The sequence below is a fragment of the Vibrio chagasii genome (genome assembly GCF_024347355.1).
GTDB lineage: Bacteria > Pseudomonadota > Gammaproteobacteria > Enterobacterales > Vibrionaceae > Vibrio > Vibrio chagasii.
In genome coordinates this window covers 1,760,683-1,774,995 of sequence record NZ_AP025466.1, presented here as the reverse complement: position 1 = coordinate 1,774,995, position 14,313 = coordinate 1,760,683, and the positions used below count along the sequence as shown (strand labels likewise).

The following is a 14,313-nucleotide window of genomic DNA, read 5'->3' as shown; positions in this document are numbered from 1 at the left end:
AATATAAAAAGGAAATACAATGAAAATAATGAGAAAAACATTGCTCGCTTCAGCAATGCTTACTCTATTTAGCGTCAGTAGCTATGCCAAAACACCGATAGATCTTGGTGTTGTTAATGAAGACAAGCTAATAGAAATGTTAGTGAGACAGGGCTTCGTTGACCAAGATGCAACCGACGCGGTAAAACATGATGCACTGGACCGTTACCTAAAAAATAAGCTTAACTCTGGTTTTAAAGGTGATGCTCAGTTCGGCAAAAAAGCCATGGAGCTGAGAGCCAAGATTCTCAAAGCCATCGAAAAAGAATCTGGCGTTAAAAAAGCGAGTGTTTTTGCACTTGAAGTCGGTACTAAGCGTACAGACAAAGTGCTCGCGCTACTTGTCGACTTTCCCGACTTAAACTGGGATGACAACAGACTGACCAAAGAACACACCCAAATGCTCTACGAGAGCTACAACCCTGAACACTACCAAGAGTTGTTGTTCTCTGACACTGGCTATACTGGACCAAATGGCGAAAACTTAATCTCGATGCGCCAGTATTATCAAAGCGAATCAGGCGACAGTTATAGTGTGGCTGGTCAGGCTGCAGGTTGGTATCGTGCTTCTAAACCTGCCGCTTTCTATGGCGGTAACTCCCCTACTACAGACAATGATCTGAACGCCCAAGAGCTGGTGCGTGAAGCCCTTAACCAGTTAGCTCAAGATCCTAGTATCAACCTTGCTGATTACGATATTGAAGATCGTTACGATTACGATGGTGACGGAGACTTCCGTGAGCCAGATGGCGTAATTGATCACCTAATGGTGTTCCATGCCTCTGTAGGTGAAGAAGCCGGTGGCGGTGTGTTAGGTCCTAATGCAATTTGGTCTCACCGATTCAACCTTGGACGCACCCATGTGCTAGAAGGCACCTCGAGCTCGCTTCCAGACCGTTTTAATGGCCAGTACGCAGCATTTGATTACACGATTCAACCGATCGATGCCGCAGCTGGTGTTTGTGCGCACGAATATGGCCATGACTTAGGTCTACCAGACGAGTACGACACGCAATACACAGGCAAAGGTGAACCTGTCTCTTATTGGTCTATCATGTCTTCAGGCAGTTGGGCTGGTCAAATTGGTGGTACACAACCGACCGCTTTCAGTTCTTGGGCAAAACACTTCTTACAAAAGTCGATTGGTGGTCGCTGGATTAACGATGATCAAATATCAATTGATGACCTAGAAGACAAGCCACAAATTTACACCTTGTTCCAAACGACAGATAACGACCGTCCAAACATGATTAAGGTCGACCTTCCAGAGAAACAAATCGAAGGTTTGAAACCGTTCGAGGGTGAGTACTCGTTCCACTCTCAAAAAGGCGACGACCTGAAAAATAGCATGACTCGTAAGTTGGAAATCCCGGCTGGCGACTCTGCAGTGCTTTCCTTCAAAACTTGGTACCAAATCGAGAAAGACTATGACTTTGCTCGTGTCCTTGTGAACGGACAAGCCATCGCTGGCAACATCACCTCTATGGATGACCCATACAATACTGGCCTAGTTCCAGCGGTTGGTGGCGAGTCTGACGGTTGGATTGATGCTGAATTTGATGTTTCTCAATGGGCAGGCCAAAAAGTAGAACTGTCGTTCGAGTACATCACCGATGGTGGATTAGCCATGGAAGGTTTCTACCTAGACAACCTTAGCCTTATAGTTGACGGTGACACGGTTACGATAGATGACGGCGAAGATAACTCTAGCTTTGCACTTAATGGCTTCAAATTGAGTAATGGCTTCCATCAAGCTCAACACTACTACCTAATGCAATGGCGTAGTCATATGGACGTGGATGAAGGTTTGGCGAATATCAAGCGCATGGGCCAACTCATGTCGTTCGATCCAGGTCTGATCATTTGGTATGTCGATGAGTCGCTCACTGATAACTGGGTAGGCAAACACCCTGGTGAAGGCTGGTTGGGTGTGGTCGATGCCGACCAAAATGCCATGGTTTGGCAAAACTCAGGAAAAGTCGCTCAAACACGTTACCAAGTCCGTGATGCCGCGTTTTCACTGAAAGACCATACTCCTATGCGTCTTGTGAACAGTGACAACGATGTGCTTCAGGACACAAGCCTAGTGGGTACAGCAAGCTTCTCTGATGACCAAGATTACACATCACCACAAGCTCCTGATTCGGGTCGTATTTTGACTAAGTTTGGCTTGGTGGTAGACATTGTTAACCAAAGCGATGTCAACGAATACGGTGTGGTACGTCTGTCGAAAGTAAGCCAACACAACATCGCGCCAACAGCGAACTTCGAACTCAATACAGATGGGTTGAGCGTCTCAGCTCGCAACTTCAGTTCGGATCAAGATGGCGAAATCATCAGCTACCTATGGGACTTCGGCAACGGCGTAACAAGCAGTGAAATCGCGCCAACATGGACTTACCAAGAAGCCGGCGAATACACAGTCAGCCTAACGGTAGTCGACGACAAAGGTGCCAACGCATCGTTTCGCTCAATCGTTAATGTTGAGGTTCCAAACGCGCTTCCTGAAGCAAGTGCGAAGTACATTCACTTAGGTCGTTGGGTCACTATGTGGTCAACAAGCTCAGACAGTGATGGGCGAATTGTCGATACAGAGTGGACATTACCAAATGGAAAAGTGAAACGAGGTCGTACATTCACTTCTATCTTCCCTTCATACGGAAAGCATGAAGTGAAGCTAAAAATCATCGATGACCAAGGCGGGATCACGACTAAGACCATTATGGTCAACCTATAAGTCGCTTCTAGCTCAAATCATTGAAATAAGTACGTAGACAATAACGTGCGTACTGATAAACCAACTTAAGTACTGCTGTCTTTGGCATGAGTCAGGACAGCAGTTTTAAGAAAACGTTATTATTTAAGCCGTAAGCAAAAGCCCTACCGTCATCGGTAGGGCTTTTTATTGGTCTGTGCTTCGGAAAAGCTAGCCTAACGCTCTGTTCAAATGAAGGAGTTAATATCTCCAAACAAGCGATAACTCATCATACAGGTTGATTTTGAATGCGAGATTTACGTGCGCTAAATGCAAACAATATGATAACGGCTAACACAAATGGCAATACGTAGATATTGAGGTTTTGCCAGCCCGCTGTCGACTCTAACCAACCAGAAAGCAACGCCGTTACTGTCACACAGCCAAAGACAATAAACTCATTAAACGCTTGAGCCTTCGCTTTGTTCTGCGGTTGATAAGATTGACTGAACAAACCGGTTGCCGCGATGAACATAAAGTTCCAGCCTACCCCGAGTAAAACCAAAGCCGCTCTGAAATGCCAAATCGACTCACCATGGATGTTGATGGCAATACAAAACACAAACAGTATCCCACCTGCCAAGATCATCATTCTTGAACCAAACTTCTCGATGAGTGACCCAGTAAAGAAGGCAGGGACAAACATACCCAACACGTGCCACTCAATCACACCCGCCGCTTTAGTAAAGTCGAAACCACAGCCAATCATTGCCAATGGTGTAGCCGTCATCAGAATGTTCATCACCGCATAGGCAACCATTGCTGCAAAGACGGCTCCGACAAAATTCGGAGCCTTGACGATTGCACTCAAAGGATCAGATTTTGGTGTCTGGTTGCTAAACGACACTTTAGGGAATTGAATGGTTTGTAAGATAACGAGGGCCAAAATGTTTAAGCCAATTAATGAAGCGAAAGCCCCAATGTACAGGCCATCTTGCGACCATTGCTGAGACATAATCGCTAAGTTCGGCCCGAGTACCGCCGCAAGGACACCACCAGCCATTGAAATCGAGATTGCGCGGTGTCGTGCATTTTCATCACACACTTCAATAGCCGCGAAGCGATAAAGCGTTCCGAAGCCAATGCCGATACCTAATAAAAAAGTCGCAAAACAAAACAGATAGAAGTTTTGTTGCAATAACGCGTAAGTTGCTAGGCTCGCCCCCGTTATACCGACGAGATTACCGATACTAAAGCCTCGCTTTCGGCCTAACTTACCTGAAATCAAAGAAGCGGGAATGGTGGCAGCCATCAAGCCCAAAAACTGCAACGCGACTGGTAAGGTAATCATACTGGCACTGGGCGCAATCTGTTTTCCTATCAATCCAATCACGGAAATCAGTAAAATATTCCCTGTCATTAATAAGGCCTGACACAGTGACAGTAGCCAAACATTTCTATTCATCTTTGTTCCTAAATATGAGCGCGGCTGATCACTAGACCAAATAACCAACAAAGTCACAACACTTTGTTACAAAAAATGAAACTCACCTGCTACCAATGTATTGCCTTAAAGCCATCTCCTTTTGGTTCTTCAACGATATCGAGTGCATCTCTGCCTATATTTTCAATTCATTCTGGATTTGCATTTATCATTAATGGGGATAATAATAATTTTCTGTTATTCATTATGGCGTGTTTTACAAACTTCGGCATTAAGAGGCGAGTATGATTAATCCACTTTGGCTCAACACATTTAAGACTCTGGTAGAAGTCGGTCATTTCACCCAAACGGCTGAAAAGTTGTACATGACTCAACCAGGTGTAAGCCAACACATCAAAAAGCTTGAGCAAGCATGTGACTGTGAACTGCTCTCGAGAGAAAATAAGAGCTTCGAGCTGACCGAGCAAGGTCGGATTATGTATCGCTATGCACTTAAACTAGAGAAAGACCAAGAAGACCTTTTCGAGTCGCTCAGTTTTGATAACCCTTACTCTGGGCAGTGTCACCTATCTTGTTCAGGCTCACTCTCTTTACGCTTATATCCCAAACTTCTTGAACTGCAGCAGCAACACCCAGACCTAAGCATTAATCTTGAGGCTGCACCGAATCGAAAGATATTAAATGACCTACTTCAAGGCACGACCGATGTCGGTATCGTAAGACACTCACCGAACGACAGCTACTACCAAAGCCAAGTTATCGGAAAAGAAGCATTGTGTCTTATCGTGCACCACAGCCATGCCGACCTTGAGATAACGCCACAAACACTTCACGAGATTGGTCTGATTGCTCACCCAGATTCTGCGCATTACCTCTCTTTGTACTTTGACCTGTGTGGTGATAAAGAACTCGCGAACATCAACATTAATGAGATACCGAAATCAGGCTATATCAACCAACTTCATCAGATACTGCTGCCTGTATCAAAAGGATTAGGGTTTACCGTGCTGCCAGCTGGTGCTGTGGAACATTTTGCTGAAAAAGATAAGTTGCACGTCGTCCCGCCAAAAGTAGAAGTTGAGGAAACGCTGTACTTAGTCCAAAAGCGAAACCGCAAGCTCCCTCATCGATACAACACCGTGATTGATTTAATCAAACAGAATGTCAGCAATTAGGTTAGTGCACAGATAAAAAAAGGTTCATCGCGGCTTTCCGGGGAAAGCCGCTTTTATCTTCAAGAAGAAGTAGTCTGTATCTCGATACCCATATCCCATTCGCTTGATTAGCTTTATCTTGTTGTTTATCCCTTCCAATGTGCAGGTGTTAAGCGGATAACTCGCAGATGCGATAATGCCGTGAAGATAAGGCCTTAGTTTTCGTGCGAACTCTTTCAATGGCTTAATTCCACTCTCTTGTACTTGTGCCCACCACGCCTCCCAGAGCCCTTTAGCATGTACTTCTGATTCACAATACCAAAGCTCTTTGAGTTGTGCTCCGAGTATATAAGTGGTCATTAAGTCCTTATTGATATTCAATATTTCGGTAAGATAGCTGTTTTGCTGTGTATTCAAATTACCCCTGTTTTTTAGCAACACCCAGCGTGAGCGCTTGATCCATTGCCTCGCTTTTTTATCTTGCTTGAGTTTGTTGGCTTGGTCGACTCTGACTCTATCCATCACCTCTCGACCGAACTTAGCAACAACATGGAATAAGTCGTAAACGATTTTTGCGTTCGGACAGTGTGCTTTAACTTCAAGATCAAAAGCCGTATTCATGTCCATTGCGACCGCTTCGATATTATTGCCATGCTTGCCTAGTTGCTCGAAGAACGGCCGTATGTCCTTACGGCTTCGGCCTAACCCTATCCAAATGACTTGGTGTGTCTTAGCGTCAGCGATGACCGTGGCATATCGATGCCCTTTAAAGATGGCGAACTCGTCCATGACGAGTTGCCTTAGCTCCTCCCATTTCACTGGCGGTACCACTTTTCTAAGTCGGGATTTATCTATCTCTTTAATGGTGTGCCAATGAACGTTCGTTAACCGGGAGATATGCTTAATAGGAAGAAGAGGCAGTAATTGTTCTATATAGCTTCTTAAGCGCTTCGTTATACGAGCATAAGGCTCCAACCAAGATAGAGATTCTGTTTTTATGCCACACTCACGGCACTTGATTCTTCGCGTTTGAACAGAAAGAACAACAGGAACACCGAGCAACATGGCTTCTTTTACATGACGCCATTGATACTCATGAATAGCCTCGGCCTCGAGACCACAAAGGCACTTAGCCTCAGAGTTCGGTTCAAGAGTCAGGGTAATAAGTGATGCTGTCTGGTGAGACTTTACGACTTGAAAGCCTTCCCAGAATGAAGATAGGAAAGTATGATTCGGCATGAAAACGGTAGTTTGTGTATGATTTTTGTTTGGCGACTAAACCATATCACTTACTACCGTTTTTGTTTTTAGTTCCCGCTAATCCGCGATGAACCAAAAAAAAGCCATAGCACTTCTTATATGGCTTTCTTTTTCGGCGTGATTAATTGGATTGGTTATCCAGTATCACTTGCCAGTATTCACATTTAGCAAGAAACTCTTTTAGGTAGAGTTCAGGGTTAGCTAGCTTCTCGCCGCCCTTAACATCAGCACCAGTCACTCGCCAGAAACTGCGAGTCACTACGTTTCTATGATAAATAAAATCGCTAAGTTCGTTTTTTTTCAGCGGTAGTTGTTCACCGAACGTCTTCTCATACAAGCTGAGCGTTGCTTCTTGGTGGCTCGCCTTCTCTCTCAAAAAAGTATCTAGGTCTAAACCGAGCTCTTTCTGAGCATCTTTTGACAAGGTTTTCGCTAATTTAGAGATCACATTAAACAGCGCCAACTCTACTTTTTGGGCCGCTAGTAACGATGCACCCAAAAGTGCATGTTCATTGGAGATCTGTTGCTCTGTTGCTGAAACGGTAGCTGTTGTCACTGTGTTAACCTCAAATTGTCATAACGGATATTATTGAGCGTTTCTGATTACGCGCTTTTGCTAAGCTGAGCTCGTTCAGCGTCAACGATCACAAAGCCAGTTGCGTCTTCACTTTTCTCTACTTGCACTAAACCTTTGAAGCCAATTTGCGACAGTTTCTTCGCAAGATGCTCAGGTGCGGTTTCAAAAACCACCGACATGAAAGGTAAATGCTCTGCGGAAACAAAGCCATGCTCGTTAAACAGGTCCATTGCGTGAGATAAATGGTCTGAGTCGGTTAATTCAATGATTTCTACAACTTCTTCCAACAACATTTTCGATTCCATATTCGCCAGAAAGTGACTGACACAAGCACGTAAATTTGCTCGCATACATCCCGATGCCCAAAGACACCCCTTTAGTAGTAGGGAGATCATAACATATTAATAATCGAAAAATATGTTTAATTTCCCTAACCTACTGGGAATATTAGAAACAAGATAAATTGGTGAAGCATAGACAAGACCAATTCGTCTTATTGAAAGCAACAGCCTGATTTTGGGCAATTAGGCTAACGTAGCTTGAGAATCGCCCGTTTCTACAATCGATTCTTGTAACAAGCCAGCATAAATACCATTGTGCGCCACCAGTTGTTGATGATTACCTTGCTCAACAATTTCACCCTTTTCCAACACCAAAATGGTGTCTGAGTGACGAACAGTACTCAAACGGTGGGCAATCGCAATCACGGTTTTCTCTTTGAACAGACGCTGCATCGCTTTTTGAATGAGATCCTCGGTAATCGAATCTACCGAACTGGTTGCCTCATCCAGCATCATCAGTTGTCCCCCTTGAGCAACGGCTCTTGCAAACGAGATAAGCTGAGTTTGCCCAACCGATAGATTCGCCCCGTTCTTATCTAGTTGGAAGCCATAGCCTTGAGGCAGTTGTTCAATAAACTTATCGGCATAAACATAACGCGCCGCCTGCTCAATCTCGGTACTTGATAAATGTTCTTTACCTAGTGCGATATTGAACGCAATCGTCTCTTCGAATAAATGCACATCTTGCATCATCATCGAGAACAAATGTGCCGAGTCTTCACTAGAGATCTGCGACAGCTCAATGCCATTCAGCAGTATGCTGCCTTCATAGTCTTGGTAGGTTTTCGAGATCAAACGCAGAATCGTTGACTTACCTGAGCCTGTAGAGCCCACCAGTGCGATTTGATGCCCTTTCTCCAATACAAACGAGACATTCTTTAGAACGTACGGAGCATCATCTTTGTAGCGGAAGCTTACGTTCTTAAACTCGAGGCTTTCAAACTGCTCTAACGGTTTAGCAACCTTCTCTGATGGCAGCAGGTTGCGCCCCTCTTCTTCGGTCGGTTCAACAAACAGCTCTTCGATATGGTCGAACGCGGCAAATGAGCTCTGAATCGAAGCAATCTGTGAGGTGAAGTCTCGAATCGGTACGAACACTTTTTCTAAGGTGTTGATGAACGCAATCAGCACACCCAAGGTGAGCACCCCTTCTATCACTTGCTCAGAACCGTACCAAATCATTACCGCGATGGTGATGGATGTAATACCAGAAATGAATGAGAACAGAATAGCGTCGTATTTATTGATCTTTTTCTGCGCTCTCAAAAACTCGTCGGTATAGCCTTGGTAACGTTGTTCGACTTGCTCTTCTGCTCGGTACATCTGTACGGTTTTCATACCAAACAGCACTTCTTGCAAGAAGCCAATACCTTGAGCCAGTGACGAACGAGTCACCTTATACAGAGCACGAAGTCGATTTCGAACATGTACAGTCAGATACATGACCGGAGGCATGATGATCAATACGATCAGCGTCAGCTTCCAATCAATTAAGAACATCATGACCAACAGCGCAATGGTGTTAATGCTGTCTTTTACCAAACCGACAACCGACTGAACAAACGTCTCACCGATGGTTTCTAAATCACTGGTTAGACGCGAGAGCGTGACACCGATTGGTGTATTGTCAAAGTAGCTGCGTGGCAATTTCAAAACACGAGCAAACAGAACTGAGCGCATGTCAGTAATCGTGTATTGACCTGTTTTACGTAGGTTATATGCGTAAGTGGTATCCACTACATAACTGACGATTAGTACAGCAACGAGGTAGAAAACGTATTCTAACAGCCCGTCCATATCACCATGACTCAACTGAACGTCGATCACTTGAATAATCAACCAAGGGAACAACAAGCTTGTGATGACAGAAAGCGGAAGCATCGCAATGCCCAAAATCGCCGAGCCTTTGTATTTCTTAGCAAACTTAAAGAAATGCTTGAGGTACTTGAGGTCAACACCTTTTAACATGCTGCTGCCTCCGTTTCATTTTGCTGTAGTAGCCATGTCTCGTAGTAGTAATCGCAAGTTTTCATTAGGGTTTTATGGTCGCCCTTAGCAATCACTTTGCCTTCATTCAACACGATAACTTCATCCATGTATTCAAGTGCATTAACACGATGTGAGACAACAAGAACCGACTGATTTTCCAATCGCTTAAATAGGCCTTCTAAGATTTTTCTCTCAGTCTCGTAGTCAACGGCAGACAGAACGTTATCCATAATGATGAGATCGGTTGGTTGTAATAGAGCACGAGCAATGCTCAGGCGCTGTTTTTGCCCCCCTGACAACATGATGCCCTTCTCACCGACTAAAGTTTGGTCGCCCTGCTCAAAGCGCGTCACATCACTGGCTAGTTGGCTAAGCTCTAACACTTCATCAACCTGGCTTTTTGCTAGCTCGGTATCGGCGCTACCAAAACGAATATTCGCTTCAACAGTGGCTGAAAACAAATACGGGTCTTGGGTGACCGTTTTAACGTAACGACGTAAATCGCTACGCGAGAAGCTAGTGATATCTCTCTCACCAAGCAGTACTGAACCTTGTGGAGTGTCTAAGTGATGGTTCAAACAGTTCGCCAACGTCGTTTTTCCCGCACCGATACCACCTAACACACCGACTTTCTTCCCCGCGGGAATATCAAAACTGATGTCATCTAGAATCAGACGTTCCTCGCCCGGATAGCTAAAGCTAAGATTACGAACGGAGAACGTTTTTCCTTTTAAGGAATCCACATCGAGCTCAGACAGTTTCTGCTCATCCAACTCTGGTATCTTGGCATTAAGAATAGTTTGTGCGCTTTGAATACCGACCATGCCACGCTGATAAATCGTCGCGATTCGTCCTAATTGCATAAGCGGCATGGCGAGCAAAACTGAGTAAGTTAGGAATGCAGTGATTTCACCTAGGGTCAGTTCCTGTCTCATCAACATAAAACCACCGAGACCTAGAATAATAATTTTCATCAGGTCATTGGCGTAATCGAGAACCGGCATAAAGAAGACTTGGATACGTGTGATTTTAAGGCGGCATTCAAGTAACAACTGATTCAGTTTCTCAGTCTCCTCTTTTACCCAGGGTGACATCTGCTGGCTTTTAATCAGATCAATCCCAGACAGATAACTCATCAGTTGCGCAGACAAGTTTTGAAGGCGCTTCATATGCTCTAGATGGAGCGTTTTCATGCGCTTAAAGCCAACTCGGAAAATCACGAAAGCGATTGAAATCGGAATGATCGAATACAGGGTTAGTTCTGGCGATATACGCCACATGTATAGCGGCGTTAGCGATAGAGCGAGCAACGCATTAAAGAATTGCAGAAAGCCAACACCAAACATCAAACGAATACCACTTAGGTCATTGTTAATGATTGAGATTAAACGGCCAGAAGCAAAGCGCTCGTGAAAGCTGTTTGGCAAGCGATTCAGTTTTTGTAGAAGAGTGGTCTTAAGTGAAGCTTCTGTAATTCGCCCGGGGTTAAGCGCGTAAATGCGAGACAGAATCCTAACAACGATCATAGCAACCGACATACCAACAACGATCCACACATAGGACTGCAACTGTTGATGTCCACTTGAAGAGGCGTCATCAATCAGATCTATTGCCAATTGAATATAACGAGGGATTTCTACTTGTAACCAGTTAACGAGAAAAATGAACACAACCGCAAGTAAGTACGAGGTGCGATTCATGCGCAAGTAATGGGCAATAAACTGTCTTTTATTCATAACGTTCTTTGTTGAGGGCAGACATAAAGCGACATAGTGATACTCTTTAATTAGGGTTGTATCACGATGGTAAAGATACACCAAAAACACTTAGTTGACAATATCAACCACATTCCATTATTCGTCAGTCCTATTCATTTTTTGTATTGCAGAAACAACTTTGCCGCCAATATGGCGGCAAAGATATTAATGGTTCGAATATGAAGCGCTAACTAACACTCATACCATGTTAGAGAATCACATCGACTTGGTCATTTTCTATGCTATATGAGTTTCTCACCTCGCTACCCAATGCTGATGGGTACCACACTTCGACCCAAACTTTATCAACATGGTTGGGCAACAATAGCGTTGTTGAAAAGTCAGTGTCTTCATTAATAGGCATTCTTAACACTTGTGAGGTGTAGTCGACAACGTCCCCATCAAACTCAGTGTACAAGCTCAAATAGCCCCGCGAACTTTGTGAACTTGCGACATCGACCGTCACAGCGACTTCCCTCTCAGTTGAGAAATCAAAGCCTTCCGGTATGGTCAGCTCGACCGAACTCAACACTTGTGCCGCAGGCGCGATGCTAGACGTCACTGTGTTATTAGCAGATGACGAGTTGCCTGATGAAGAATCATCCGCAGGTGGGACAGAGCTTGGAGCTGATGTGGTAGAGCCACCACCACCGCCGCCTCCGCCACACGCTGCAAGGAAGACAAGAGTCACACTACTTAGCATTAGTTTTGATAGTTTCATAAATCCTCCTTGATTAATCTTCAGTAGACCAAGTTTTGTCTGAGTTAGGGTTTAGATACCAAGTAGGTTTAGAAGAACCGCCAGACGTCGCCCATTCTGCAAAGTCTGGGAACGCTTCACTGATATCAATGTACTCGGATGGGTGATTCCAAGGAGATGAAATTAAGATACCCCAAGGCATGTTCTGCGTAGTTCTGTAGTATTTTCCACTATCTGGATCTGAATCATCTTGTGCCACACCGTAAAAGTCGCTTACTAACGTACCACGTGACGTTGGTGGAAGATCCGCTGTGTGAATCTCAAGATCTTTACCCGGAGAGCCAGTAAAGCTAGAGCCATGGTAATACCCTTCACCCGGACCGAAGATGAATGGGTCGAAACCACTTAGTGGCAGAAGTGAACTCACCGTTGGTTGATCGTCGTCGTTAAACGGTAGTGAGATGCTAAACGTCATTTGATCTGACTCAAGAGACGGATTACAAGATGGGTTGGTACGGTGGAACATACACTCATCGTTAATAGGGATATCATTTTTTAAGTTCAACGAAGCGACAACAACAAGGTCACCTCCTGGTGATGCAACCGATTTGTCTTCGCCCGTAAACGGTGAGATATTCACACGAGTTGCGCCGTTTTTCTGCACTCTGGCGGTCTGCAAGTCGACATCCGACTCATCAAAGCCACTCAATTTCCAACCTAAGCCGTTACCATAAGAGGCACCGTAGGCCATGATGCTACCGCTGATATCCATACGCAATACAGCATCGTCTTTACTCAGAATGGTGGTTCGGTAATAAACGACAACATCGTTTAAATCGAAGTCACCAACTTCAGGCCAGTTATCTTCGAACGCTGCAGTGTAGTAGTTAGAGTGTTGAATTGTGGTTCCCGGATCAGTCACGTTGAACACGTAATCCTCGACTTCCCCGTCACCAACGTAACCATCACTTGGGATGTTAGGGCTGCTCGCTAGACGGAAACGTGTTTGTACAGTCCCCACACTCGCATCATCAGCCACTCGAATTGGAACCACTTGGCCCCCTTCAACAACCGAATGGTTTTTCAAGATTTGTTCATCATCATCGAAAGTACCACTCAAGTCCCAGTCAGCCCAAGCTTGTAGGTAACCATTACCCACAACGTTGACGTTGATGAGACTATCCAAACCAATTTCTAAGTTAGTAAGTAGCGTAATACCGTCGTCATCATTCCCGTCAACATCCAAGTCATCACCGTTTGATAAGGCGCCCGGTTGTCCGTCAGAATCAGCATCGATATTAGCCCCGAGATAGAGCGTTGAAGAAACAGCATGCTCCGCACCGTTGCTTGCTTGTAATGTTCCATAGGTATCCGGCGCATCGCCGAAATCAGACTCATTGGAACTCTCTATCGGATTCGTAAAACCACTTAAATCCCAGTTACCATCAAACGCTGAAAAGATTGGGTTAGGGAAGCCACTGCCACTCGTTGTAACAGTTTCAAACTGAAGGGTAACAATAGAGGTATTTTTGTAGGTAAACTTAACCGCACCTGACGTATCAGTTTCAGAATAATTGGTGCCTGGTCCGGTGAAGAGAACTGAATTGCCATCAGCACTCTCTTCAGCAGTCAAGCTGGCACTCGCACTACCTAGCTGGTAACTGTAAAAACCTTCACTTTTAAATACTCGAACTTGCTCTGACTGAACGGGCTCACCATCAATGTCATAGCCAATCATTTCAAATTCAGGGATGGTGTAAGGAACAGAGAACGTACCTGAGAGACCGTCAGTACCATCAAAAAATTCGAACGTATAAATCAGCCCCGCAGAACCAGCAGAATTAGTTTGGTAGAGAAAACCAATATCACCTGACGGTTGTGTTGCGCCTACTTTGTAATTGGGTGCATGAAACAAAAATGTCGCATCACCAAATACGCTACTGGATACCTTTGCATCTATGGTTTTTCCATCGTGTGTACCGACATTTAGAAAATGCATAGAGGCGCCATCGTAGGTCGGCCCTGCCCAACTGCTACTGCCATTTGTTGATTCTATGTGATTTGAAAAATCCAAGTCCACTATGGTTGCGTGGACCGGGACACTAACTATTGCTCCGATGAGATAAATAATTTGCTTGTATTTCATAGTTAACCTCGACTTCTTCTTCGCTTAGGCGATTTCCTTGAAAAGTACGTAAACTTTGAACGGCAAAGCTAAATAAATGTGTCCCTAAAATCTGATGCTACGAGACAAAGGATGTCTACTTTTTTATTTTGGCGCCGACAAAACGAGTTGCATAAGTAGGTTAAGCAAGAGTGAAGCCAAGTTTTTTTAAACTTAGAAAACAAATCTAACA

10 protein-coding genes are annotated in these 14,313 nt (G+C 44.6%); 2 read left to right on the top strand and 8 right to left on the bottom strand.

Going from position 1 to position 14,313, the window contains the following annotated elements:
• Positions 1–19: 19 nt before the first annotated feature.
• Complete coding sequence (locus OCV52_RS23645; protein WP_137409116.1) at positions 20–2,776, top strand: immune inhibitor A domain-containing protein; 2,757 nt, start codon at positions 20–22, stop codon at positions 2,774–2,776.
• A 247-nt stretch (positions 2,777–3,023) separates the two neighbouring features.
• Here the strand turns inward: OCV52_RS23645 and OCV52_RS23640 are convergent, their stop codons facing one another.
• The gene (locus OCV52_RS23640; RefSeq protein ID WP_137409115.1) at positions 3,024–4,199 is read right to left on the bottom strand and encodes an MFS transporter; all 1,176 of its coding nucleotides are present in this window, start codon (positions 4,197–4,199) and stop codon (positions 3,024–3,026) included.
• Positions 4,200–4,462: 263 nt separating this feature from the next.
• Here OCV52_RS23640 and OCV52_RS23635 point away from each other — a divergent pair, with 263 nt between their 5' ends.
• Entirely contained in the window at positions 4,463–5,353 is an 891-nt protein-coding gene (locus OCV52_RS23635; RefSeq protein ID WP_137409114.1) for a LysR family transcriptional regulator, read from the top strand.
• A gap of 24 nt (positions 5,354–5,377) precedes the next feature.
• On the opposite strand, the gene OCV52_RS23630 is transcribed toward OCV52_RS23635, so the two are convergent.
• From OCV52_RS23630 to OCV52_RS23600, 7 genes are all read right to left on the bottom strand, one after another.
• The gene (locus tag OCV52_RS23630; RefSeq protein ID WP_261900840.1) at positions 5,378–6,571 is read right to left on the bottom strand and encodes an ISL3 family transposase; all 1,194 of its coding nucleotides are present in this window, start codon (positions 6,569–6,571) and stop codon (positions 5,378–5,380) included.
• A 142-nt stretch (positions 6,572–6,713) separates the two neighbouring features.
• Complete coding sequence (locus OCV52_RS23625) at positions 6,714–7,148, bottom strand: hypothetical protein (protein WP_137409110.1); 435 nt, start codon at positions 7,146–7,148, stop codon at positions 6,714–6,716.
• 47 nt (positions 7,149–7,195) lie between these two features.
• A complete protein-coding gene (locus tag OCV52_RS23620; protein WP_061031198.1) occupies positions 7,196–7,462 on the bottom strand; it encodes a hypothetical protein in 267 nt (88 codons plus the stop codon).
• A gap of 231 nt (positions 7,463–7,693) precedes the next feature.
• Positions 7,694–9,478 (bottom strand): ABC transporter ATP-binding protein, encoded by a 1,785-nt coding sequence (locus OCV52_RS23615; RefSeq protein WP_137409109.1) that lies wholly within the window; start codon positions 9,476–9,478, stop codon positions 7,694–7,696.
• On the bottom strand, positions 9,472–11,235 hold the full coding sequence (locus OCV52_RS23610; protein WP_137409108.1) for an ABC transporter ATP-binding protein: 1,764 nt from the start codon (positions 11,233–11,235) through the stop codon (positions 9,472–9,474). Before OCV52_RS23610 ends, OCV52_RS23615 begins: the two co-directional genes overlap by 7 nt.
• Before the next feature lie 229 nt (positions 11,236–11,464).
• A complete protein-coding gene (locus OCV52_RS23605; protein WP_137409107.1) occupies positions 11,465–11,977 on the bottom strand; it encodes a hypothetical protein in 513 nt (170 codons plus the stop codon).
• 13 nt (positions 11,978–11,990) lie between these two features.
• Positions 11,991–14,102, bottom strand: coding sequence for an LruC domain-containing protein (locus tag OCV52_RS23600; RefSeq protein WP_137409106.1), 2,112 nt, complete (start codon positions 14,100–14,102; stop codon positions 11,991–11,993).
• Positions 14,103–14,313 lie beyond the last annotated feature (211 nt).

Excerpts from the sequence above, each read along its gene's own strand:
- OCV52_RS23615 (WP_137409109.1), bottom strand. The coding sequence starts at position 9,478 with ATGTTAAAAGGTGTTGACCTCAAGTACCTCAAGCATTTCTTTAAGTTT.
- OCV52_RS23605 (WP_137409107.1), bottom strand. The coding sequence starts at position 11,977 with ATGAAACTATCAAAACTAATGCTAAGTAGTGTGACTCTTGTCTTCCTT.
- OCV52_RS23620 (WP_061031198.1), bottom strand. The coding sequence starts at position 7,462 with ATGTTGTTGGAAGAAGTTGTAGAAATCATTGAATTAACCGACTCAGAC.
- OCV52_RS23630 (WP_261900840.1), bottom strand. The coding sequence starts at position 6,571 with ATGCCGAATCATACTTTCCTATCTTCATTCTGGGAAGGCTTTCAAGTC.
- OCV52_RS23635 (WP_137409114.1), top strand. The coding sequence starts at position 4,463 with ATGATTAATCCACTTTGGCTCAACACATTTAAGACTCTGGTAGAAGTC.
- OCV52_RS23600 (WP_137409106.1), bottom strand. The coding sequence starts at position 14,102 with ATGAAATACAAGCAAATTATTTATCTCATCGGAGCAATAGTTAGTGTC.
- OCV52_RS23640 (WP_137409115.1), bottom strand. The coding sequence starts at position 4,199 with ATGAATAGAAATGTTTGGCTACTGTCACTGTGTCAGGCCTTATTAATG.
- OCV52_RS23610 (WP_137409108.1), bottom strand. The coding sequence starts at position 11,235 with ATGAATAAAAGACAGTTTATTGCCCATTACTTGCGCATGAATCGCACC.
- OCV52_RS23645 (WP_137409116.1), top strand. The coding sequence starts at position 20 with ATGAAAATAATGAGAAAAACATTGCTCGCTTCAGCAATGCTTACTCTA.